Origin of the sequence: Streptomyces sp. NPDC050856, from assembly GCF_040653855.1 — a bacterium.
Lineage (GTDB): Bacteria > Actinomycetota > Actinomycetes > Streptomycetales > Streptomycetaceae > Streptomyces.
The window spans coordinates 1-21,247 of sequence record NZ_JBFAGV010000037.1; the positions used below are offsets into that span (position 1 = coordinate 1).

Annotated in this window: 22 protein-coding genes; 13 read left to right on the plus strand and 9 right to left on the minus strand. The window is 72.4% G+C overall.

Translation table 11 applies throughout. The annotated features are described in order from the left end of the window. The 5 genes from AB0H53_RS25585 to AB0H53_RS25605 form a co-directional block, all read right to left on the minus strand. A partial coding sequence (locus tag AB0H53_RS25585) for a hypothetical protein (RefSeq protein ID WP_362117795.1) occupies positions 1-203 on the minus strand: 203 nt, incomplete at its 3' end. 219 nt (positions 204-422) lie between these two features. After that, a complete protein-coding gene (gene panD, locus AB0H53_RS25590) occupies positions 423-851 on the minus strand; it encodes an aspartate 1-decarboxylase (RefSeq protein WP_362117798.1) in 429 nt (142 codons plus the stop codon). 260 nt (positions 852-1,111) lie between these two features. After that, on the minus strand, positions 1,112-1,780 hold the full coding sequence (locus AB0H53_RS25595; protein WP_362117801.1) for a class I SAM-dependent methyltransferase: 669 nt from the start codon (positions 1,778-1,780) through the stop codon (positions 1,112-1,114). Between the two features lie 142 nt (positions 1,781-1,922). Beyond that, a complete protein-coding gene (locus AB0H53_RS25600) occupies positions 1,923-2,579 on the minus strand; it encodes a hypothetical protein (protein WP_362117804.1) in 657 nt (218 codons plus the stop codon). A 403-nt stretch (positions 2,580-2,982) separates the two neighbouring features. Further along, a complete protein-coding gene (locus AB0H53_RS25605) occupies positions 2,983-3,975 on the minus strand; it encodes a magnesium and cobalt transport protein CorA (RefSeq protein ID WP_362117807.1) in 993 nt (330 codons plus the stop codon). Between the two features lie 901 nt (positions 3,976-4,876). Here AB0H53_RS25605 and AB0H53_RS25610 point away from each other — a divergent pair. The 8 genes from AB0H53_RS25610 (at position 4,877) to AB0H53_RS25645 (ending at position 13,052) form a co-directional block, all read left to right on the plus strand. Then, positions 4,877-5,419 carry a MarR family transcriptional regulator gene (locus tag AB0H53_RS25610; protein ID WP_362117932.1) on the plus strand — a complete coding sequence of 181 codons (543 nt, stop codon included), beginning with the start codon at positions 4,877-4,879 and terminating at the stop codon, positions 5,417-5,419. A 710-nt stretch (positions 5,420-6,129) separates the two neighbouring features. Next, positions 6,130-7,008 (plus strand): STAS domain-containing protein, encoded by an 879-nt coding sequence (locus tag AB0H53_RS25615; protein ID WP_362117809.1) that lies wholly within the window; start codon positions 6,130-6,132, stop codon positions 7,006-7,008. Beyond that, entirely contained in the window at positions 7,005-7,439 is a 435-nt protein-coding gene (locus AB0H53_RS25620) for an STAS domain-containing protein (RefSeq protein ID WP_362117812.1), read from the plus strand. The genes AB0H53_RS25615 and AB0H53_RS25620 overlap by 4 nt, the downstream gene beginning before the upstream one ends. Continuing rightward, positions 7,423-7,941: an ATP-binding protein gene (locus AB0H53_RS25625; protein ID WP_362117815.1), complete on the plus strand. Its 519-nt coding sequence runs from the start codon at positions 7,423-7,425 to the stop codon at positions 7,939-7,941. Before AB0H53_RS25620 ends, AB0H53_RS25625 begins: the two co-directional genes overlap by 17 nt. 392 nt (positions 7,942-8,333) lie before the next feature. Beyond that, positions 8,334-9,647: a SpoIIE family protein phosphatase gene (locus AB0H53_RS25630; protein ID WP_362117818.1), complete on the plus strand. Its 1,314-nt coding sequence runs from the start codon at positions 8,334-8,336 to the stop codon at positions 9,645-9,647. Positions 9,648-9,873: 226 nt separating this feature from the next. Further along, positions 9,874-10,845 (plus strand): ABC transporter ATP-binding protein, encoded by a 972-nt coding sequence (locus tag AB0H53_RS25635; RefSeq protein ID WP_362117821.1) that lies wholly within the window; start codon positions 9,874-9,876, stop codon positions 10,843-10,845. Then, the gene (locus AB0H53_RS25640) at positions 10,842-11,693 is read left to right on the plus strand and encodes an ABC transporter permease (protein WP_362117824.1); all 852 of its coding nucleotides are present in this window, start codon (positions 10,842-10,844) and stop codon (positions 11,691-11,693) included. The genes AB0H53_RS25635 and AB0H53_RS25640 overlap by 4 nt, the downstream gene beginning before the upstream one ends. 480 nt (positions 11,694-12,173) lie before the next feature. Next, entirely contained in the window at positions 12,174-13,052 is an 879-nt protein-coding gene (locus AB0H53_RS25645; RefSeq protein WP_362117827.1) for a serine hydrolase, read from the plus strand. Between the two features lie 77 nt (positions 13,053-13,129). Here the strand turns inward: AB0H53_RS25645 and AB0H53_RS25650 are convergent, their stop codons facing one another. Both AB0H53_RS25650 and AB0H53_RS25655 read right to left on the minus strand, forming a co-directional pair. Beyond that, a complete protein-coding gene (locus AB0H53_RS25650; protein ID WP_362117830.1) occupies positions 13,130-14,164 on the minus strand; it encodes a hypothetical protein in 1,035 nt (344 codons plus the stop codon). Continuing rightward, positions 14,161-15,456, minus strand: a complete 1,296-nt coding sequence (locus AB0H53_RS25655) for an FAD-dependent monooxygenase (RefSeq protein ID WP_362117832.1) — start codon at positions 15,454-15,456, stop codon at positions 14,161-14,163. The genes AB0H53_RS25650 and AB0H53_RS25655 overlap by 4 nt, the downstream gene beginning before the upstream one ends. Before the next feature lie 190 nt (positions 15,457-15,646). Here AB0H53_RS25655 and AB0H53_RS25660 point away from each other — a divergent pair, with 190 nt between their 5' ends. Further along, the gene (locus AB0H53_RS25660; RefSeq protein WP_362117835.1) at positions 15,647-16,390 is read left to right on the plus strand and encodes a hypothetical protein; all 744 of its coding nucleotides are present in this window, start codon (positions 15,647-15,649) and stop codon (positions 16,388-16,390) included. Here the strand turns inward: AB0H53_RS25660 and AB0H53_RS25665 are convergent. Beyond that, the gene (locus AB0H53_RS25665) at positions 16,336-17,088 is read right to left on the minus strand and encodes an ATP-binding protein (RefSeq protein WP_362117837.1); all 753 of its coding nucleotides are present in this window, start codon (positions 17,086-17,088) and stop codon (positions 16,336-16,338) included. The genes AB0H53_RS25660 and AB0H53_RS25665 overlap by 55 nt on opposite strands. Before the next feature lie 241 nt (positions 17,089-17,329). Between AB0H53_RS25665 and nadE the strand changes: the two genes are divergently transcribed. From nadE to AB0H53_RS25680, 3 genes are all read left to right on the plus strand, one after another. After that, the gene (nadE, locus tag AB0H53_RS25670) at positions 17,330-18,157 is read left to right on the plus strand and encodes an ammonia-dependent NAD(+) synthetase (protein ID WP_362117840.1); all 828 of its coding nucleotides are present in this window, start codon (positions 17,330-17,332) and stop codon (positions 18,155-18,157) included. Between the two features lie 132 nt (positions 18,158-18,289). Further along, positions 18,290-19,369, plus strand: a complete 1,080-nt coding sequence (locus AB0H53_RS25675; RefSeq protein WP_362117843.1) for a YihY/virulence factor BrkB family protein — start codon at positions 18,290-18,292, stop codon at positions 19,367-19,369. A 208-nt stretch (positions 19,370-19,577) separates the two neighbouring features. Further along, positions 19,578-20,006, plus strand: a complete 429-nt coding sequence (locus tag AB0H53_RS25680) for a DUF3618 domain-containing protein (RefSeq protein WP_362117846.1) — start codon at positions 19,578-19,580, stop codon at positions 20,004-20,006. 169 nt (positions 20,007-20,175) lie between these two features. On the opposite strand, the gene AB0H53_RS25685 is transcribed toward AB0H53_RS25680, so the two are convergent. Continuing rightward, entirely contained in the window at positions 20,176-20,559 is a 384-nt protein-coding gene (locus AB0H53_RS25685) for an STAS domain-containing protein (protein ID WP_362117849.1), read from the minus strand. A 320-nt stretch (positions 20,560-20,879) separates the two neighbouring features. Here AB0H53_RS25685 and AB0H53_RS25690 point away from each other — a divergent pair, with 320 nt between their 5' ends. Further along, on the plus strand, positions 20,880-21,191 hold the full coding sequence (locus tag AB0H53_RS25690; RefSeq protein ID WP_362117852.1) for a hypothetical protein: 312 nt from the start codon (positions 20,880-20,882) through the stop codon (positions 21,189-21,191). Positions 21,192-21,247 lie beyond the last annotated feature (56 nt).

The following is a 21,247-nucleotide window of genomic DNA, read 5'->3' on the forward strand; positions in this document are numbered from 1 at the left end:
TGGACCTCCAGCTCGGCGCGGGCATCGACGGCGTGGAGGCCACCCGGCGCATCGCCGCACCCGATGTGCGCGGGGCCGGGCGCGGGACCCGGCTCCGGGCCGGGCGGGCCGGGCTGCGGCCCCGGCGTCGGCGGCACCGGGTCCGGCGGACCGGGCGGCGGTGTCGGCGCGGGCGGTACGGGGTCCGGGTACGGACTGGTCACGACTCCCCCTCAGCAGGTCGGTCGTACGTGTCGGGCTTCTCCCGCTGCGCGTTCCCACCCGTGGCGGGATCACTCATCCCGTGGCGGGATCACTCATGCGGCGGCCCGGCGGTGCGACGAGCACCGCCTCGACCGTTTGGCGACGCCAGGACCGGGCCGCCCGGCGAGCGGCCCGGTCAGCGGGGTGGCCCGGACGGTCGGCGGGGCGCGGCGGGACGGTCAGCCACGCGTCGCCGCGACGGCGTGCGGGCCACGCCGGGTGTCACTGCCAGGCACCGGCTCCGACGCGTCCGAGCCCAGCTCCACGATCTTGTTCGCCGCGTCGACATGGACGACGCGAGGCACCAGCGCACGCGCCTCGGCGTCCTCCACCTGGGCGTAGCTGATGAGGATCACCAGGTCGCCGGGGTGCACGAGGTGCGCGGCCGCGCCGTTGACACCGATCACACCCGAACCGCGCTCACCTTCGATGACGTACGTCTCGAGCCGGGCACCGTTGTCGATGTCGACGATGTGCACCAGCTCACCGGGCAGCAGGTCGGCGGCCTCCATGAGGTCGGCGTCGACGGTGACCGATCCCACGTAGTGCAGGTCGGCATGAGTGACGGTGGCGCGGTGGATCTTGGATTTGAACATGGTACGCATCATCGAGGTACTCCTGGACATAGGCTCCCTGCCTGCGTTTTTGCAGGTCAAGTGCTGTTTCCCTACCCTACAACGAGTCGCATCTTCGGGCAGTATTCCCCAGGTTTCGGCTCCTACCACCACCCGCGGCCCTGCGGAAGCCGGGCCACCGACTGGCCCAGGGCAACCGACACAGGACGTTCCACCTCTCCAGCATCCGGCCCCGGGGCCGCCGGCGCTCGCCCGGGAGCCCCCGCAGAGGCTGCACGGGGCGGAAACGGGAGCTACTCCGGGATGCGGGCCGTGGCCATGAGGGTGCCTACGTCGTCGGGGTCGGGAGCGGCCAGTACGTGGACGTCGATATCGGTGAAGCCCTGGCGCTTGAGGAGGTCGGCCCACCACTGCGGACTGTAGGACCAGCGCAGAACGGTCAGCTTCCGGCCGGCCAAGCCGTTCCCGTACATCGGCTGCGGTCCGTAGTAGCCCTCGATCGGCTCCGCCTGGGAGAAGGCGAAGATCCCGCCGGGGCGGAGCCTCTTGGCGATGAGCGGCACCAGCTCGTCGGGATCGGTGAACCACACCGCCCCCCAGATGGAGAACACCGCGTCGTAGGCAGTCTCCGTCTGCCCCAGGTAGTCGCAGGCTTCGGCTTGGACGAACGTCAGCCCGGGTGTGCCCTGCCACCATCCACGGGCCCGTGCGACTTGGGCGGCGGAGAAGTCCAGCGCTGTGACGTTCACGCCCTGGCGGGCGAGGTGGACCGCTTCCTTGCCCTCCGCGCAGCCCAGTTCCAGCGCCGTGTCCGGGCGGCCCAGGACCTCCACGCCGGGGCCGTGGCCGTCGTACTGAGTCCAGCCGAACACGTCGGCCGCGGGGGCCGGCTGCTCGCCGTCTCCGCGGTGCGGTTTGTAGGTGTCCCAGTATTCGGGCAGGTTGGTTGAGGCTCGGGGCATGCATCCTCCCGGGGTGTCCGCTGTGGGCTCGTCACCGTACCCATGCGCCCGGTGCGCCACGGCAGGATCCCGCCTGTTCATACCGTCGTCTCATGCGCCGGCCCCGGGCGGCGCCGAAGCGCCGCCCGGGGCCGGGGGTGGGTCAGTGGCAGTTCTCGCCGGGACGGCAGGGGCCGCACTTGGCGTAGTCCCGCTCCCACAGCTTCCAGTCCACCTCGAAGCCGTTGTCGGCGATGATCTGGGCTGTCCGTTCCACCGAGCCGTCGTACTTGAACTCGATCTCGGGGATGTGTTCGAGGAACTTGCCGTCGAAGTGCTCGGCGCACCACTCGCGGTAGTTCCTGGTGTCCAGGATGAAGGTGTGGACCGCGATGTCGACCAGCCGGCCACAGCACATCTCCAGGCCCTGGCCCCACTTGTCGATGGCGGTGACCAGGTAGGTGATGGCCGCGCCGAAGAGCCGGGTGGCCATCACCTCATCGAAGGGGTGGTCGCGCATCAGGAGCTGAATCTCCCGGTCCCTGACCTCGGGCTTGACGTAGTCCCGCGGGTGGGCCGCGTTGGCCATGCTGCGGCCGCGCCGCTCCCTGTTCTGCAGCAGCTTGACCTCCAGGCCGTCCAGCGCGGTACGGGCGGCGGTGGCATCGTCCTTGGACACCTCCACGCCGCGGCGGCGCGGTCCGACGATGACGGCGTTGAGGTGGGCCCTGGCGGAGACGGGGGCGTAGTCGCGGGGCGTGGGGTCGGTGCGGCGGGGCCGCTGGCCCTCGCGCAGCATCCAGGTGACGAAGGTGACCAAGGCCCTGCGGCTGCCCTCCAGCTCCGGCAGGCGGGCCGCGGCCCTGAACCTCTACCACACCTGTCAGGACCCCGTGTGGGTGTCGTCGGTGCTCTCGGGAGTGATGAGCTGTTGGATCGCGTCGGCCAGGTCCTCGGCCTGGGCCAGGCGCTGTGCGGTGTCGACGCCGTGCCGCGCTGCCCCATGTTCGGTCAGCTGTCCGGCTCCGGACTCGCAGACGCCTGGCGGTCGCCCACCCAGCGGCTGCCGAGATCCGTCACTCGCAGCGGATGTGTACACGCTGGGTGCGGTCCCGGATCCCCGTCCGGCCAGGGCCACCCTGCCGATGTCGGCACGACGGCCGCGGGCGACCCCCCGCCGGTGACCGGTTCCCTGGGACCTGCCCGGGTGTCCGCGGACCGGATCACAGCCAGCCGTTGCGGCGAAAGGCGCGGTACAGCAGAGCGGCAGCGGTCGCCATGAGGCCCATCGCCATGGCGTATCCGTACTTCCAGCCCAGCTCGGGCATGTGCTGGAAGTTCATTCCGTAGACACCGGCGACCATGGTGGGGACCGCGAAGATGGCCGCCCATGCCGAGATGCGGCGCATGTCGTCGTTCTGCCAGGTGCCCACCCGGGCCAGGTGGGCGTCGAGTACCGAGTTCAGCAGCTCGTCGAGGGACCGCACCTCGGTGTCCGTGCGATGCAGGTGGTCGGACACGTCACGGAAGTACGGCAGGGCGCCCTCGGGCCACTCGGCATGCGGCCCGGTGAATTCCTGCAGCACCGGGACCAGGGGCTGCACCGCGTCGCGGAACTCCAGCACCTCCCGCTTGAGGGAGTACACCTTCTCGGTGTGGTCGTCGTGCGAGGCCGAGAAGACCCGGCGTTCCAGATCGGTCAGGTCGGCGCGCACCTGGGCGGCCGCCGCACCGTAGGCGTCCACCACCACGTCGAGGACGGCGTGCAGGACGGCGACCGGGCCGAACCGGAGCGTCGCCGGGTCGGCCCGCAGCCGGCGGGCAGCCTCCACGGTCGGGTCGTGGGCACCGTGCCGGACGGTCAGGGCGATGCGGGGACCGAGGAAGACCATGCACTCGCCCGTCTCCACGTCGCAGCCCTCCTCCAGATACCACAGCGTCTTGAGCGCGACGGCCAGCACGTCCCCGTACCGCTCGCGTTTCGGCCGCTGGTGGGCCTGGACGGCATCCTCCATCGCCAGCGGATGCAGGCCCACGTACCGGCCGACCTCCTGCAGCGTCTCCTCTACGGGGTCATCCAGGTGCACCCAGGCGAACTCGCCGTCCGCGAGTTCCGCCAGCTGCTTCAGCACCGGCCGGCAAGCGCCGTCCGTGGGGTCGCAGTCCACCTGCTCGGGCTCGACGGTCGTATCCGTCCGGTAGATCACACACCTCATCCCCTACGCATGCGCCGTCCGCGCGCTTCCACACATCCCCCGGGTGCCGGGCGCGGCCGGGTGGCGCCGCGGGCCGTGGGCGCGGCCCGGTGACGAGCCGGTCCCCTCCGGCGCGGCCGGCCCCGGTTCCGCCCGGTGGCCGTCCCCGCGCCAGGGCGAGCCCGACCGGTGACCGGACCCGGTGGGAAGCGGCACCCGGTGGGAAGCCGCGTCGGCCCGGACGGGTGGACGGGTGGCCGGCCCGGTACCGCGAACCGAGATCCACTTCGGTAGGACGCCGCGCGTGAGGTGACCTGCTTCCGCTCAGCGAACGCCCTTGCCCGGACGGAGCGACCCCGCGGATCGGCGCCGCGCACACCGAAGCGGTCCGGGACCGGCGGTTTCCGCCGGGCCTCGCCCCAGCACCCCGGGTGCTTCCCGCCCGCCTCCGGTGACGCGGTGGGGCCCGGTCTCCACACGCTCGCCGTGGGCCGGGCTCGGGCATGCCGGCCGGCGGCGCTGTCACACGTGCGTGACCAGCGGCAGCCGTTGCCCGGTTCCGGTGACGACACCGCCCCACCGAGCGCCGTTGCCGTCCGCGCCCGACACCCGGGTGCGGCTCCCGCCCTCGCGTGAAGCACCTCGCAGACGGGCGCCGAGTGCCGTGGCCGGAAGCTCCGGGGTGCACCGGGACGTTCGACGGCGCAGGGGCGCGTGGAACGGTTGCAGTATGGTCATCGCGTAGTTCGCCATGAGCAAGCAGGTCGACCGCGAGATCGCCGCGAAAGCCACGGTGATCGTCTCTCGTCGCGATTCCGGAAGAGTGCGGCTCTGCTCCGCCCTGTGCGCGCTCGCCCCTGGACTCCGCCCACCGCGGTATCGCCTTTTCGGGAAGAAAGAAGCAAAGGAGGAGACGGACTCCATGCCGCAGCGTCTGACCGGCCTGCCGAGTGTCCCTGCGGAAGGCTCATGTACCGAAGACTCCCCCGGTACCGGCCAGGATGGTGCCGCGCGGGCGGTCCGGGAGGTGACTGATCTGCTCGAGGTGCTCTGGAGTGACAGCCGGGACAAGGTGCCGACGGCTCCTGTCTCCTCGTCGCAACTGAAGGCTCTGTACGTTCTGGACCACCACGAGGGCATCAACCTGAGGTCGCTGGGCGAAGTACTCGGATCCGCCCCTTCCTCCGTCAGCCGGATGTGCGACCGACTCCAGGCCCTGGGGTTCATCGAGCGTTCGCCCAGTTCAGCCAGCCGCCGCGAGCTGGAGCTGCGCCTGACGAACCGAGGTGCGAAGTACCTTGCCGGCTTGCGGGCCCGGCGCGAGGCGGTGCTGTGGGAAGTCGTCTCCGCCATGACGCCCTCCGCCAGGAGGGCTCTCGTACAGGGTCTGAGCGGCTTCCGACGCGCCGCCGACCGGCTCGCCCCCGGCGCCGGGGAAGCGGACGGAGCCACGGAGACCGCGTGACCGGTATCGGCAGCGCGGGACGGTTCCTCGGCGTTCACCTGCATCCACGTGCGTCCACGTGCGTCCACGTGCGTTCCGATGCGTTCCGATGGGGCCGGGTACCTCCGCTCGGCCGAGTCGCGCGACCGCGACCGGGCGGCGGTGACCGCGCCGCCGGAGGGCGGGAAATCCACATCACGGCCCTGTGCGGGATCCACCCCCCGTGACGATATGACAAAAGTGTTGTGCACGTCGGGTGCACATGTCGGGCACGTTCTTCCGGTGCGGGAAGTGGGGATTCTTCGGCGGCCGTCCGCTGCCCCGGCTCTTCTCATCGGCGCACCGGCGGCTGCCGGCCGCCGACGGCCGCGCCGGCTCACGCCGGGGCGATGTCCCGTGCCCGGCCGAGCCGGCCGAGGGACAGTCACAACCCCTCTTGTGGCGTGCCGGGGGCGCGTATCGTCGAACGGGCAGGTGGACACGTGGAGTGCGGCCCGGTTCCCGCCGGCTGCCGGCCTCACGGCCAGGTCGACGCGCGGGGCTCGGCCGCCGTGGCGCTGGGGCGGATCACCGGGGTTCGGCTTCGCCGCGTCGCCGGTGCCCGTGCCCCGTCGCGTGACCGGGTGCCCTCCCCCGGGTGCCTCGCGGGGGTGGCCGTACCGGCCACGCCCTCCCGGAGGTTCTTTTCCTTCCGCTAACGTTTGTCGTACGACAACTGTTGTGGAGGATGGATGGACACGTCCGAGGCCGAGGCCCGGCAGCGGCTGAGCACCGCGCTGCGCGAGCACCCGGAGGACGTCGCGGACCGCTGGGTGCGGTTGCAGCGGGAACAGGCGCCCTGGGGCTCGGAGATGGCGGAGGCCGAGCTGCGCGAGGAGGCCGATGCCCTGGTCGACCAGCTCAGTTCCGCGCTGCGGAGCGACATGGCGGCCGAGCGGATCGTCACCGCCCACGCGGGTCTGCGCCAGTCGGTCGTCGAGCTCTCGTTGCGCCGGGCCCGGGGCGGCGCCGCCCCCACGGCCATCGCCCTGGCGGTACTGGCGCTGAAGGAAGCCCTGCTGGAGACGGTGCAGCGGGAAACCCACGATGCCGCCTCCCTGTACTCAGCGGCTCTGCTGATCAATCGGGTGCTGGACGCCGCCGGCGCGTTGTCCTTCGAGACGTACGTGGAGGGGCGCGAGGAGATCATCCGGCGCCAGAGCCGACAGCTGCTGGAGGTGTCGACCCCGGTGGTGCGGCTCTGGGACCGGGTGCTCGCCGTCCCCCTGGTCGGAACGCTCGACACCTCCCGTACCCAGGTCGTGATGGAGAACCTGCTCGGTGCCATCGGAGCCGACGAGGCCCAGGTCGTGATCATCGACATCACCGGTGTGCCCACCGTGGACGCCGCCGTGGCCCACCACCTGATGCAGACGGTCGACGCCGTCCGGCTGATGGGAGCGGACTGCTTCATCAGCGGTATCCGCCCCTCCATCGCCCGGACCATCGCCCAGTTGGGCATCGACCTGTCCGCCATCGTGACCCGAGCCACCCTCTCCGACGCCCTGGAAGCCGCCATCGCGCTGATCGCCGCCCCCGCTCACCGGACCGTTTCACCGGCCGGCCGATGACCGGGCCGGCCGGCAGCGGGGTACCGATCCTGCGCCTGGGCGATGTCCTGCTCACCGGGCTGCTCGACGAGCTCGGCGACAAGGCCGCCACGGTCTTCACCGAAGAGCTCACCGACCGGGTCCTCGCCGACCGGGCCCGGGGCGTGATCATCGACATCTCCCGGCTCGAATTCGTCGACTCCTTCGTCGCCCGTGTCCTGCTGGAGCTGGGCACGGCCGCCCGGCTCCTGGGCACCCGCGTCATCGTGGCCGGCATGCGCCCCGCCGTCGCCATCACCCTGGTGGAACTCGGCCTCGGGCTCCCCGGTGTGGAGACCGCCCTCAACGCCGAGCAGGGCATGGCCGCCCTCGGCTGGCAGCAGGGCCCGCGTGACCGAACCCCACGCGACCGGGCGGCCGGGCAGGAGGCCGCACATGCGCCCCATCGATGACCCCGCCCCCGCACTCGCCACCACGGAAGAACCCGGCCGGCGACCCGCGTCCGGCGGACACACCGCCCCCGGACAGGCGGGCACCCCGGCCGACGGCGTGTCACGGACCACTCATCCGGTCAACAGCGAGGAAGACCTCCTCGCCGCACGCCACGCCGTACGGGCCGCCACCCTGGAGACCGGTCTCGGCCTGGTCGACCAGACCCGCGTCGTCACCGCCGCCAGCGAGCTCGTCCGCAACGCCTACATCCACGGCGGTGGGGGCACCCTCACCCTCGAACTGATCCAGCAGGCCGACAGGCGAGGACTCCGGCTGACCGTCACCGACCACGGACCGGGCATCAACGATCTCGACGCCGCCTTCACCGACGGGTACACCACCGGTGCCGGCCTCGGCCACGGGCTGGGCGGCGCCCGGCGCCTCATGGACGAATTCCACGTCGATACCGCCGAGGGGCAAGGGACGACCATCATCGCGACACGCTGGAAGCGGCAGGTATGACGGCCTCCGATCACGCGACGTACCGTGGCGTCGGCGACCTCCGGTCCGTCCCCCGCTCGGTCCACGGCGTACACCGTGGGCACACCGCCCGGCCGGGCACCTGCGGCCACGGCGCCGACACTTCCCGCGCCCACTGCCCCGGCCCGCACAAGGCCACCGCGTGCACCCCGTGTACCAGGTGCACCGACCGCACCGCCCGCACCGCCCGCACCGCCCGCACCGCCCGCACCGGGCACAGTCGCCGGCGACCAGCCGACGGCATCGGCCACCGCTCCGACCGCCGCCCGACCGCGCCTGTCCCGCCCGCTCGTGACCGCCCGTCCGGCCCGTACCCACCCGCGACACGGCGACGGCGCCACCACACCCGCCCCCGGCTCCCCGCGGGGGTCGGCGTGACCCACGACACCTTCCGCACCCCGCACGCGCTGCGCCGCACGGTGCGCCGTATCGCGCTCGCCCACCGCCTGCCGGCCGAACTGCGGGCACGCCTCGTGCTCTCCCTCAGCGACGTGTGCGCGACCGCCCTCAGCGGCGGACGCCTGGTCACCCTCACCTCCTCCCACGAGACGCGCCGGGCCGGTCCCGGCCTCCTGACGATCAGCCTGCGCTTCCTGCCCTCGGGCCACTTCACCGACCAGGCCGCGCTGCGCCGGTTGCCGCTGCCCTGCGAAACCGGTGCGGACGGCGACCTCGTGTGGCGCCTGGCCACACCGCCGGGGCCTGCGTCGCCCGACCCGGCCGCTCCGGCCGCTCCCGCGCCGCCCGCCGCCGGACCCGGGGCCACGGCCGGGGACCCCCGCCCCCTGTCCCCCGCCATGCGTCACGGCGAGGACATGCCGCTCGCCGAGGAGGAACTCCGTGCGGCGCTGCGGCGCGCCGACTTCCTCGCCGGCGAGCTCCGCCGGCTGGAACACGAGCTGGCCGAGACCAACAGCGGCGTCATGGCGCTGTACGTGCAGTTGGAGGAACGCGACCAGGCGCTGCGCCAGGCCCACGGTCAGATGCTGCGTGCCCTGGAAGACGCCCTGCGTCCCCGGCCGCTCCACGTCGACGGCCTGGAACTGGCCGTCCACTACGCGCCCGCCAGCGACGACGCTCCCACCGGCGGAGATCTGTACGACTGGTTCGTCCTCCCCGACGGCACCGTGCACATCACCCTCGTGGACGCCCTCGGCCACGGTGTCACCAGCACCCGTACCGCCCTGACGGTCACTCACGCGGTGCGCACCCTCGCCCTGGAGGGCCACCCGCTGGACAGCATCGTGGCCCGTACCGACACCATCCTCAGGCCCTTCGACCACCACGTCATGGCCACCCTGCTGCTGGCCCGCCTCAACCCCACGACCGGCCACCTCGCCGTGGCCAACGGCAGCCACCCCCCGGCCCTCGTGGTGCGCGACGACCACACGGCCGGCTACCTCGAGGCGCGCGGCCGGGGCGTCGGCTTCCCCTCCCCGGGCAGTGACGGCGTCGTGACCACCACCCTGCGTCCCGGCGATCTGATGCTGCTCTACACCGACGGCCTCACCGAGAGCCGCCGGGACCCCCTGGAGGGGGAGGCACGGCTGATCGAAGCGACCCGCCGCCACCACCCGCACCCCACCGCGATCATCCCCAGCGCCATCGCCTCGGACATGCTCACCGGCAGCCTCCACCAGGACGACACGCTCGCCGTCGCGGCCCGCCTGCTGCCGCCACGCGACTGAGCCACCAGGGCGTCTCCCCCGCCTCCGGCGTCCGCGCCCCCACTGGTGGACCGCGTGCGACTCCGGAACCGTTCGGTAATGTGTTCGCCGGGGAGGGCCCGTGCGCCGTGCTGACGGGGCGGTGACGGCGGCCACGGCCAGTGACACGTCCGACGACCACGGACGCCGACACGGCCCTGGGCCCCGGTCCCCAAGGACACACCACACGACTGACGGGGGAACATTCATGACGACCGCTCACACCCTGTCCGGGGTCGGGAGCAGCCCACCGCCGCACAGCGACACGGTCATCGACGTACGCGATCTGAGGATGCGCTACCGGGACCAGGACGTACTGCGCGGGGTGGGCTTCACCGCCCGGAGGGGTGAAGTCGTCGTCCTGCTCGGCCCGAACGGCGCCGGCAAGACGACCACGATCGAGGTCCTGGAAGGTTTCCGGATGCGCTCGGCCGGTGAGGTGACCGTCCTCGGGGCCGATCCGGCTCGCGGGGACGAGCGGTGGCGCGCGCGCCTGGGCATCGTGTTGCAGTCCTGGCGGGACCACGGCAAGTGGCGGGTGCGGGAACTGCTGGCCCATCTCGGCTCGTACTACGCGCCGTACTCCACCGCCCTCGTCCAGCGGCCGTGGGACGTCGACGAGCTCATCGCCGCCGTGGGGCTGACCGAGCAGGCGCACAAGCGGGTGGGAACGCTGTCGGGCGGGCAGCGCAGGCGCTTCGACGTGGCCGTCGGCATCGTGGGCCGGCCCGAGCTGCTGTTCCTGGACGAGCCGACGGCCGGTCTGGACCCGGAGGCCAGGAGCGAGTTCCACGGCCTGGTACGGGGGCTCGCGGACGAGAACACCACCGTTCTGCTGACGACGCACGACCTCGCCGAGGCGGAGAAGCTCGCCGACCGGATCCTCATCCTGGCCGGTGGCCGGATCGTGGCCGACGGGGCGGCCGAGGAGCTGTCCCGGCAGGCGTCGGCCGAGGCCACCGTGCGCTGGACGCGCGACGGGCGGCCGTTCGAGGAGAAGACGGCCGAGCCCACCCGGTTCGTCCGCCGGCTGTTCGAGGAGCACGGTGAGGCCATCGACGGGCTGGAGGTGCGCCGGGCGAGCCTGGAGGACACCTACCTGACGATGGTGCGGGAGCTGGAAACGGGGAGCGTCCCCGGGGAGCGGGCGGCGAACGTCTTCGGGGAGGGATCGCGATGAGTCCGGTGTGGTACGCGGCGGGAGTCGGGCTGCGGCGGGGCTGGACGGAACTCCGGCAGACCTTCACCTCCGGCCAGGACGTGTTCGGGTACGTGCTCTGGACGGTCCTGCTCATGGTGCCGCTGTTCCTGGCCGGGGACGATCCGCTGACGGGGGCGGGGATCTCGGCCGGCGCGTTCATGCTGCCGAGCATGGTGGGGATGACGCTGGCGTTCACCGGGGTGATGACCACCGCGCAGTTGCTCGCGACCGAGCGCGAGGACGGCACGCTGCTGCGTGCCAAGGCGGTGCCCCACGGCATGGTCGGCCACCTGGTCGGCAAAGTCGTCATGGTGTCGGGCACGGCACTCGTCTCCATGGCGCTTCCCTTCGTCGCCGGGGTGTTCCTGGTCGACGGCGTCGCCCGGCAGGGCGGCGGAGCGTTGCTGACACTGGTGTGGGTGGTGCCCCTGGGTCTCCTGGCCACCCTGCCGATGGGTGCCGTCATCGGCTCGCTCGTCACCAGCCCGCGCACCGTCGGGTTGCTGATGCTCCCGGTGATGGGGCTCGTCGTGATCTCCGGGATCTACTTCCCCCTGTCGAAGCTGCCCGAGTGGGTGCAGATCGTCGGGCAGGTCTTCCCGGTGTACTGGCTGGGCCTCGGTCTGCGGGCCGCGTTGCTGCCGGCCGAGGCGGTCGCCGCCGAGATCGGCGAATCCTGGCGGTACCTGGAGACCGCGGGCGTCCTGGGCGCCTGGGCGCTCGCCGGGCTGCTCCTGGCCCCGTCCGTGCTGCGCAGGATGGCCCGCCGCGAGTCGGGGGCCGCGATGGCGGAACGGCACCGGAAGGCGATGCAGCGGGTCGTCTGACGCCGGGCCGGGGCCACCCCCGGTCCGGGGCCCCCGCCGGACCGCCAGGGCCACCCGGTTCTCCCCGGGTGGCCCTCGGACGCGGCGAGACGTCACGACGGGTCGGGGGCCGGTGGACTGCCGGGGCCGCGTCGCGCCGCCCCCCTCCAGCACCGCCACACCGCGCGACGCGGCCCGGTGGAACAGCGGGTCGGGGACTCGGGCGCATCCGTTGGTGGAGGTGTTCGTTGGACCAGCCGTGAGCGAAGCAGCCGGGTACGCCGCCCTTCCCGCCAGCCCTTGCCGCCCTGTTGCCGCGGCGACGGCCGGCGGTCGGGAGCCCGAGTCCCGGAACGCCCCCCACGGGGTGCTCACAGCGGGGTGGACCCGTGCCGGCGCCGGTCGGCACGCGCCGTCGGCCACGACCGTGACGACTGGAAAAGACCCTTCCCGAGCAGCGATGCCGCAGCCGCACACATTGGACTGGTGATGTTGAACGCCATGAAGAACATGAGCCTCCTGACCGCGGTCTGGGCCACCACGGGTGCCCTGCTCACGGGCGGGGCGTTCGTCTCTCCGGCCCGGGCCGCGACCGCGCAGGCGCCGACGATCGTCGCCAAGGGCGGCTTCGTGATGAATGACGGCACAGGGGCGGCCCTGTACGCCAAGGCCGCTGACACCCGCCGTCCCACCGGGTCCACCGCCAAGATCATGACGGCGCATGTGGTCCTCACGCGGAAGAACCTCGATCTGGACGCCAAGGTCACCGTCCAGAAGGCGTACAGCGACTACATCGTCTCCAGGACCGCCTCCTCCGCGCGGCTGATCGTGGGCGACAAGGTGACCGTGCGCCAGTTGCTGTACGGGGTGATGCTCCCGTCCGGCTGCGACGCGGCCTTCGCGCTGGCCGACACCTATGGCACCGGCTCCACCCGGCAGGAGCGGGTCAAGTCGTTCATCGGCAGGATGAACGCCACCGCCACCCGCCTCGGCCTGAAGAACACGCACTTCGACTCGTTCGACGGCATCGGCAACGGCAGGAACTTCTCCACGCCGCGCGACCTGACCAGGCTCGCGAGCCAGGCCATGAAGAATCCCACGTTCCGCGCCATCGTGAAGACCAGGTCGACAACCCAGAGGGTCACGATGAAGAACGGCGGCCACCGCGACATGTCGTGGACCAACACCAACAAGTTGCTCGGCACCTACCAGGGCGCCATCGGGGTCAAGACGGGTTCGGGTCCCGAGGCGATGTACTGCCTGGTGTTCGCCGCCACCCGGGGCGGCAGGACGCTGATCGGCACGGTGCTGGCCTCCTCCTCGGAGGCGAACCGCAACGCGGACGCGGCGAAGCTGCTGAACCACGGGTTCAAGAGGTAACCGCCGCCTCACTGCCGTTGCAGCGGGCGGCCCCGGCGTCGGCGGACCCCCGCGGTCGTAAGCCGGGTCCGCTCCGATCAGCGTGCCACGCCCCCGCCGGTGGTGGGGGCGGCCCCGTTCCAGGGGAACGCCCCGGTGCTGCCCGGGGCGGCGCGTGGTCCCGGCCCGGCGGGCGTGGTGAAACCCGTCAGGGTGATGGTGAAGTCGTCGTGGCGCGGGCGGTGGGCCACGCAGTAGCGGGTGGGGTACGGGCCCGGTGTCCGCCACGCCGGGGGCTGGGCGACCGGGGCGCAGACGCGGCGCGGGGAGCCGGTGCGCCGGGCCAGCAGGAAGTCCCGGGTGAGCATCGGCTCCAGGAAGATGATCCGCCCCTGGTGGGCTCCGTAGATGAGGGTGTGGCCGGACAGCGGGCCGACGTCCGGGGGCCTGCTGTCCAGGTGCATGCCCATGGCGCCTTCCGCGGTCTCCGGAGTGCTGGCGGGGTAGCCCCGCGGCAGGTGGGCCGCGGGCACGGGCGCCGAGGCGGCCGGCAGTTGCCGGCAGTCGATCAGCAGGGCGCAGCTGCCGAGCCGGATGCCCTCGCGGACCCGGCGGGGGGCCAGGTAGAAGTGCGCGTCGAAGTGGGGGACGTCATAGCGTCCGTGCGGGCTGTGCCCCTGGGGGTTCCAGTTGAACAGCACCCACTGGAAGGGCAGGCGGGTGTCGGCCGGACCGGCGGGCGGGAGAGCGAGTTCGAGGCCGTGCCCGCCCACGCACTCGCGCCAGGGGTGGCGTCGGCCGTCGCCGTTCGAGTCGTGGCAGTGCTCGCCGTCGGTCGGGGTGGTGGGGAGGCCGGTGACGGCACCGCGCGTGAGCACGACTCCCAGGGTGCGGGGCGCCGTGCCGGTGTACTCGGTGTACGTCAGCACCCGCCCACGGCCGAGTACGCTCGCCGTCCCGTGCCTCACGCACAGGCCGCCGGGGCGACCGGCCGGGCACCCCGTCGCGGGCAGGTACCGTGCCGCGGCGCCCCGGGGGGCGGCGGGCACGGACGCGACGGGCAGCAGAGCGGCGAGCACCAGCGTGGCCGGCAGGGCCAGGGCGGTCAGGCCGCGGGGGCGGAGCAGTCTCATCGGGAGGCCGTTCGTGCCGGCGCGTTCCAGGAGGAGCGCGCGTTGAGTCCTGCGGCGTCGGTGCCGGTGACCCGGCGGGTGCAGGAGCTGATGTCGGCCAGCTTGTCCTCCGGCAGGACCCGCCGGATGTCGCTGAACCCGTGCGGAGCGAGGATCTCCACCTGACGGAGCAGCGCGTCCGGTTCCAGCCGCCGGTGGGCGGCCAGCAGCCGGCCGGTCTCGGGCCTGCGGATGCCGTCGAACCGCGACAGCGCCTCGTCGAGCGGGTGGAGGGCCAGCTGGTGGGCGAGGACCCGGGCGTCGACCACCGCCTGGGAGGCTCCGTTGGAGCCCGTCGGGTACATGGGGTGCGCGGCGTCCCCCAGGAGGACGACCCGGCCGTCCACCCAGGTCGGCCGGGGATCACGGTCGATCATCGGGTAGCACAGGACACGCGGCGCGGCGCGGACGAGCCGGTGGAGGTCGAGGCAGGGGTTGTGCCAGCCCGCCAGGTGGTCGAGGACGGTCTCGGGGCGGGCGGCCGCGTCCCAGTCGCCGGACGGCTCCACGGGGCGGGGGTCATGGGCCTCGACCACCCAGTTGAGCGCGCACATGCCGGACGCGTCCGGTGGTGTGACCGGGTACACGACGGCCTTCACCCGGGAGTTGCAGCCGATGATGAGCATGGTGCGTCCGTCGAGGAAAGCCGGCTGCCGGCTGACCCCCCGCCACATGTGGATGCCGTTGGCGAGCGGAGGCCCTTCACCCGGGAACATGGTGGCGCGGACCGCCGAGTTGACGCCGTCGGCGCCGACGAGCAGGTCGCACACCAGGGAGCCCGCGTCGCCGGTCCCGTGGGCCAGCACCTCGGTCCGGCCGCCCCGGCGCCGCTGTTCGTAGTGGTGCAGCCGCCAGCCGGTGACCAGTGACCGGCGGCCCAGACGCCGGCACACCTCGCGCAGCAGTATCGACTGCAGACGCCCCCGGTGCACCGAGTACTGCGGCCAGTGGTAGCCGGCGGCCCGGCCGCGGGGTTCGGACCAGATCACCCCGCCGAAGCGGTGGTGGTACTCCAGGCGGCGGGTGGCCACCGCCTCGGCCGCCAGTGCCGGGCCCAGTCCCAGCTCGGTCAGTTCCCGCACCGCCGACGGCTGGAGGTTGATGCCCGCGCCCACCGGTCTCAGCCGGGGACACGACTCGACGACCGTGACGTCGGTGAACCCGGCGGCTTCCAGACTCAGCGCGGTCGACAGACCGCCGATACCCGCACCGACCACCACGATTTTCGGGGCATCACGGCGCTCTACCGACATGCCGCCACCTCCAGTGCAAAATCCCCGCCCTCAAAAATGCGGCATCGGGAGGAACGCCACAACCGCACGGCGAACGATCTGCTGTTCCCGCGGTACAGAACCGGAGCGTTCACCCGTTCGGCGTACGCCCGGATGCCTCCCAACGGGTGAGGCGCCTTTAATGGGGAGTCGGCCAGAGAAAGGCGGCGTCATGAAACACGTGGTATTCGACGCGTGCGACCTGCAGCGCCTGAGGCATGCCGTTGACTACGCGCACCACGCGTCCCGGGTTCCTCTCGGCAGCCTCCTGCCACCATGGATACCCGGGGATCTCAAGCGTGCGATCATCTCGGATTTCGCTGTTTCGCATTGCGCGACGCTGCTTTTCCCGCAGTCCCAAGAAGGCGCTCTGGAGTATTTTCGAAGAAAGGGCTGGCAAGCCTCGGAGCCCATTCCGAGTGTCCTGGTGAAACGTCGGCTCATCGAGCGTTACGGACTTCCCGAAGAGGTCCGCATTTCGGTGACGCGCGTGCGCCCGGCTCCTGCCTGCTCATCGGAGGTGGAAATATTCCTCTTCGCGAAGGACTGCCCGGAGTACCGGAGGGAGATAGGCGCGGAAGAGCGCACACACGGATTCGAGAACCATGTGGGTCTCTTCACCGACCGCCCGGACGGCACCGCCCTCGGCCTGCTCGTGGACCGTCTGGAGACCCTGGGCCACATGGTCTTCGAGGGGTCGGCGCACAACCCCCACGAGAACACCACCATGTTCTACTTCGCCCCCGGGGCGGCCGTCGCGGGGGCCCGCCGGCGCTTCCCGCGCTGGGAACTGCAGTGCTCGGGCGACCTCACAGCCATCGCGCGGACACGTCCGGTGGACGCCAGAGCGCTCGACGAGAGTTACACCGCCATGAAGAACAGCGCCGGCCACCGGGTGCTGACCGTTCCCGGCTGATCACCGGCCGACGCGGTGCATGCACCGGCCGGCGCGGTGAACGTGCCCGCCGGCGCGGTGGACGTGCTGGGCCGAGCGCCCGGGTCGCCCCGGTCCTGGGGGGTGTATCGCCGAGTCCCGGGTCCGCGCCGGCCGTGCGGCGGGCGTCCATGCCCCCAGCCCGCCGCGCCCTCGGCCCGGGCAGGCCGGGGCCGACCGGAGGCCGACCGGGTGGGTCGGGGCTCAGAACCGGCCGGGCGCGGACCCGGCGGCCGGCAGGGCGGGACGCGGGCGGTGATCCGTTTGCCGATCGGCTGGCGCTGCATGGTGAGCCCCTCGCACAGGGCGGTGACTATCTCCAGACCGTGCTGTCCCACCCGGCCCGGTTCGGCGGCGCGGGCGAGCGGGAGGGCCGGGCTGGTGTCCCAGACGGTGATCTCCAGATCGCTCCCGGCGAGTTCCAGGTGCAGTGCGCTGGGACCGGGGGCGTACTTGCAGGCGTTGGTGACCAGTTCACTGACGACGAGCTGGACGGTGCCGGTCACCGCCGGGCTGACCGGCAGGTCGCGCTCGCCGTACAGGCGGGTGACGAAGTCGGTGGCGAAGCGGCGCGCGTCCGGGATGGAGGCCGGCGCGCCGTCGAGAGCCATGCCCGCCCAGGAGACCGGGTCCGCCGGGACGGCTTGGCGCACGGGTCGTTCAGTGGTCGCGTCCGTCATGTTCCTCACCCTTGTCACCGCTGCGCCATCCGCGTCCCACGCGGCCCGTCCGCGCGTCTGCCCCCGTTCCGCCGGCGCACACCTGCACCCGACGGTTCCCGCGCCGGACGGTTGAGGCCGGGCGCGCTCCGGCGGTCGCCGCTCCGGCCGCGCCGTCACCGGTCCGCCCGGGGCCGTTCCGCCGGCCGTTCCTGGGTAGGGTGGCCGGACAGCAGACCGAGAAGTCGAACAGGGAGCAGATGTGAGCGAGCCGGCGTCCGTCGTCCAGCAGGAGATCGCCCGGGAACTCCAGGTCGTCGGGGTCTTCGAGGCCGCGCGGGAGATCGAACGCCGGGTGGCCTTCCTCGCCGAGCGGCTGATTTCCACCGGTCTGCGCTCCCTCGTGCTCGGCATCAGCGGCGGCGTCGACTCCACCACCACCGGCCGGCTGTGCCAGCTCGCCGTCGAGCGGGCCCGGGCCGAAGGGCACGACGCGCGGTTCCACGCGATGCGGCTGCCCTACGGGGTCCAGACCGACGAGCACGACGCCCAGCTCGCGCTCTCCTTCATCCGGGCCGACCAGGTGCTGACCGTCGACATCAAGCCCGCCAGCGACGCCGCGCTCCAGGCCTCGCTGGCCGCCGGGGTGAGCTTCCGCGACGCCCACCACCAGGACTTCGTGCTCGGCAACATCAAGGCGCGGCAGCGGATGATCGCCCAGTACGCGGTGGCCGGCGCGCACGACGGCCTCGTCGTCGGCACCGACCACGCCGCCGAGGCGGTCTCCGGCTTCTTCACCAAGTTCGGCGACGGCGCCGCCGACCTGGTCCCGCTGACCGGACTGACCAAGCGCCGGGTGCGTGCCGTCGCGGACGCGCTGGGCGCGCCCGCCGAGCTGGTGTGGAAGACCCCGACGGCCGACCTGGAGACGCTCGACCCGGGCAAGGCCGACGAGGACGCGCTCGGGGTCACCTACGACGACATCGACGACTTCCTGGAGGGCAAGCCGGTGGACGAGCGCGTCTTCGAGACGATCGTCAACCGCTACCGCCTCACCGACCACAAGCGCCGGCTGCCCATCGCCCCCTGAGGCGCGTCTCCCGGCGGCCGCCCCCGCCCGGCTCCGGCCCCGTGCGGGCGCCCGCCGGGCCGCCGGCCCGCCTCGCGGAGCCGGCCCGGTTTTCCATGTGCAGGAGGCGGCGTTTGCGGTTACTGGTAGGGCATGGCACCGATCTGGCGAAAGCACGACGACAGCAGGCAGCGGGACGACGACCGGCGCGGTCCGGGTGATCCGGCGGCGGACGGGACGTCCGGCGGCGGCCCGGGGCCGGATCCGCAGGTGGAACGCGACGCACCGGACCAGCCCACGCAGATGCGCAAGAAGTCGTGGTGGGCGGTGCTCAAGCGGACCGCGGGCGAGTTCAAGGACGACGAGCTGGCCGATCGGGCGGCGGCCCTGACGTACTACGGGGTCCTGGCGCTCTTCCCCGCGCTGCTGGTGCTGGTCTCCCTGCTGGGGATCGCCGGCGAGTCGGCCACCAAGAGCATTCTGGACAACCTCCAGAAGATGACCCCCGGCGCCGCGCGCGATGTGATCGCCGGGGCGGTGGAGCAGCTTCAGGGCAACGGCGGCACCGGCTCCGTCCTGGCGGTGGTGGGTCTGCTGGGCGCCGTCTGGTCCGCCTCGGGCTATGTCGCGGCGTTCATCCGCACCTCCAACGCCGTCTACGACATGCCGGAGGGCCGTCCGGTGTGGAAGGTCATGCCGCTGCGGCTGGTGCTCACGGTGGTGCTGATGGTGCTGGCCTGTGTCAGTGCGCTGATCGTGGTCTTCACCGGCGGCCTGGCCCGGCAGCTCGGCACGGCGCTGGGGATCGGGGACGCCGCGCTGACGGCGTGGTCCATCGCCAAGTGGCCGGTCCTGGTCATCCTCGTCACGATCATGATCGCGATCCTGTACTGGGCGTCGCCCAACGCCAGGGGCCGCGGTTTCAAGTGGGTCACCCCCGGCAGTTTCCTGGCCCTGCTGATCTGGATGATCGCCTCCGCCGGTTTCGCGCTGTACGTGGCGAACTTCGGCTCCTACAACAAGACCTACGGCACCCTCGCCGGTGTGATCATTTTCCTCGTCTGGCTGTGGATCACGAATCTGGCCATCCTGCTCGGCCTGGAGTTCGACGCCGAGATGGCCCGGGAACGGGCGATCATCGGTGGTCACCCCGAGCACGAGGAGCCCTACGTCCAGCCGCGCGACACCCGTAAGTGGACGGAGGAGGACCGCCGCCGGATGGACACCGACTGACCCGGCCCCCACTTTGGTGGCCCGGGCGGGCGTGTTCCCGCTCCGATGAGGGGCAGCAGGTGCTCATGCGCCTGCTCGACGGCTCCGCCCGGACCGGGAGCGTGCCGGCCGTACCGCCCCGCGGGATCCGTCCCGGAACCGGCAGGGCGCCGAACCGGCCGTCGACAGTGCCGCGACGACATGGCCGTGATCCAGGAGAGGGACACCGATGAGCATCAACCCCCAGGACAACGACCCCGCACCCACCCCGGAGGAGCTGCGCGAGCAGATCGACGGCACCCGGGAGAAGCTGGGGCAGACGGTCGAGGAGCTAGCCGGCAAGGCCGACGTCAGGGCCCAGGCGCAGCAGCGGGCGGCGGAGGTCCTGAGCCAGGTGCAGGACAAGGCCGCCCAGGCGCTTCAGCTGGCGCAGGACAGGACTCCGGAGTCGATGCGGGTCAAGGCCGCCCACGCCATGGAGCAGCTGACCGGGACCGCCCACACCCTGGGCGAGAAGGTCCAGGACAGGACGCCCGAACCGGTGCGCGAGAAGGCGTACCGGGCGGTCGACACCGTGCGCGGCAACGGTGGTCTGCTGGTGGCGGGCGCGGTGGCGCTCGCCGTCGTCCTCTTCGCCCGGCGCGGCCGGAACCGCTGACGGGCCTCCCCTGTCCGGCCGTACCGGCGGCCGCACCGCTGAGTACCGTCAGCGGTGCGGCCGCCGGACGCGGCCACCGGAGAGGTCCGGAGCTCCGGCCCGGCGCCCGGAGGCGAGGGCCGTGCCCGTACCGGCCGGCCTCGGCGGGGCCCCGGCCGCCGGCCGGCGTCTACGCCGGTTCGGTCTCGCTGCTGACGGCGCGTCGGCCCAGCAGCAGCCGGGCCTCTTCGACGGTGGTGGCGAGGGTGAAGATCTCCTGGGCGCCGACGAGGGTCAGCAGGGACTGGAGCCGTTCGGACGCGGCGGCCAGCGTCAGCGCTCCACCGGTGTCCTGGACCGCCTGGCGGGCCAGCAGCAAGGCGTTGAACCCGCGTGAGTCACAGAACTCCACCCCCGCGCAGTCCAGCACCACCCGGCGGTGACCCGCTCGGATCAGCTCGTCGACCGCTTCCGCCAGCACCGCCTCGCCGTCCATGTCCAGCTCACCCGCCAGCGCCAGCACCGCGTCACGTTCCACCACCGCCGGTGTGATCACCAGTCTCTCCACCGGCATACCGCTCTCCCTCGCTCGACGCGGACCGACGGCAACCATACGCAGCCGTCGCCCGGATCATCCCCGGCGCGCACCACTTCATGTCTCGACGCCGAGTGACGCGCTCCCGTTCGCACGGCAGTGCCGCGACCGGGCCCGACCGCGGGGCGGGAAGCGCCACGTCGGCGCGGTGCGGCGGGGTGGACGCGCCATCGCGTGCGCCGGGGCGGCTACCGCTGGGCGAGTGAGCGCCCGGTGCCCGGGGTGTAGTGCGGGAGGGCGCGGCTAGGCATACAAGTATGACGACACACTCGACACACACCGCTGAGGACAGGGTCGGCGTGCGATCCTTCGCCGAGGCCGAGGAGGCGTTCCGGCGCCTGGAGGCCGAGGCCGCCGGCCCCGACCAGCAGACGCAGTTCTCCCGCGGGGCGCTGGCCGGGTACCTGTGGGCACTCGGTCGTGGCGGGCCGGCGCCCATCACGGCCCAGCCCCTGGACGAGGCGCCCACGCTCAGTCATCTGAGCGCGGAAGTGGACGCCGCGACCGCGCAGATGGAGGATTCCACCCAGCGCACCGTCCCCCGCGACTACATCCACGGGGTGCGGGACGCGTTGGCCTGGGTCTGCGGACACAGCGACCAGCATCCCTGACCGGCCTCGTCGGCCACGGTCCGCCGGGCGCGCCCCGCCCATGACGGAACTGCCGC

Bases quoted from the DNA above. Each gene is read 5' to 3' on its own strand.
- AB0H53_RS25650 (WP_362117830.1), bottom strand. From the start codon at position 14,164: ATGAGACTGCTCCGCCCCCGCGGCCTGACCGCCCTGGCCCTGCCGGCC.
- AB0H53_RS25595 (WP_362117801.1), bottom strand. From the start codon at position 1,780: ATGCCCCGAGCCTCAACCAACCTGCCCGAATACTGGGACACCTACAAA.
- AB0H53_RS25675 (WP_362117843.1), top strand. From the start codon at position 18,290: ATGGCACCGATCTGGCGAAAGCACGACGACAGCAGGCAGCGGGACGAC.
- AB0H53_RS25605 (WP_362117807.1), bottom strand. From the start codon at position 3,975: ATGAGGTGTGTGATCTACCGGACGGATACGACCGTCGAGCCCGAGCAG.
- panD (WP_362117798.1), bottom strand. From the start codon at position 851: ATGATGCGTACCATGTTCAAATCCAAGATCCACCGCGCCACCGTCACT.
- AB0H53_RS25635 (WP_362117821.1), top strand. From the start codon at position 9,874: ATGACGACCGCTCACACCCTGTCCGGGGTCGGGAGCAGCCCACCGCCG.
- AB0H53_RS25680 (WP_362117846.1), top strand. From the start codon at position 19,578: ATGAGCATCAACCCCCAGGACAACGACCCCGCACCCACCCCGGAGGAG.
- AB0H53_RS25660 (WP_362117835.1), top strand. From the start codon at position 15,647: ATGAAACACGTGGTATTCGACGCGTGCGACCTGCAGCGCCTGAGGCAT.
- AB0H53_RS25655 (WP_362117832.1), bottom strand. From the start codon at position 15,456: ATGTCGGTAGAGCGCCGTGATGCCCCGAAAATCGTGGTGGTCGGTGCG.
- AB0H53_RS25615 (WP_362117809.1), top strand. From the start codon at position 6,130: ATGGACACGTCCGAGGCCGAGGCCCGGCAGCGGCTGAGCACCGCGCTG.
- AB0H53_RS25640 (WP_362117824.1), top strand. From the start codon at position 10,842: ATGAGTCCGGTGTGGTACGCGGCGGGAGTCGGGCTGCGGCGGGGCTGG.
- AB0H53_RS25620 (WP_362117812.1), top strand. From the start codon at position 7,005: ATGACCGGGCCGGCCGGCAGCGGGGTACCGATCCTGCGCCTGGGCGAT.
- AB0H53_RS25610 (WP_362117932.1), top strand. From the start codon at position 4,877: ATGCCGCAGCGTCTGACCGGCCTGCCGAGTGTCCCTGCGGAAGGCTCA.
- AB0H53_RS25625 (WP_362117815.1), top strand. From the start codon at position 7,423: ATGCGCCCCATCGATGACCCCGCCCCCGCACTCGCCACCACGGAAGAA.
- AB0H53_RS25665 (WP_362117837.1), bottom strand. From the start codon at position 17,088: ATGACGGACGCGACCACTGAACGACCCGTGCGCCAAGCCGTCCCGGCG.
- AB0H53_RS25645 (WP_362117827.1), top strand. From the start codon at position 12,174: ATGAAGAACATGAGCCTCCTGACCGCGGTCTGGGCCACCACGGGTGCC.
- AB0H53_RS25685 (WP_362117849.1), bottom strand. From the start codon at position 20,559: ATGCCGGTGGAGAGACTGGTGATCACACCGGCGGTGGTGGAACGTGAC.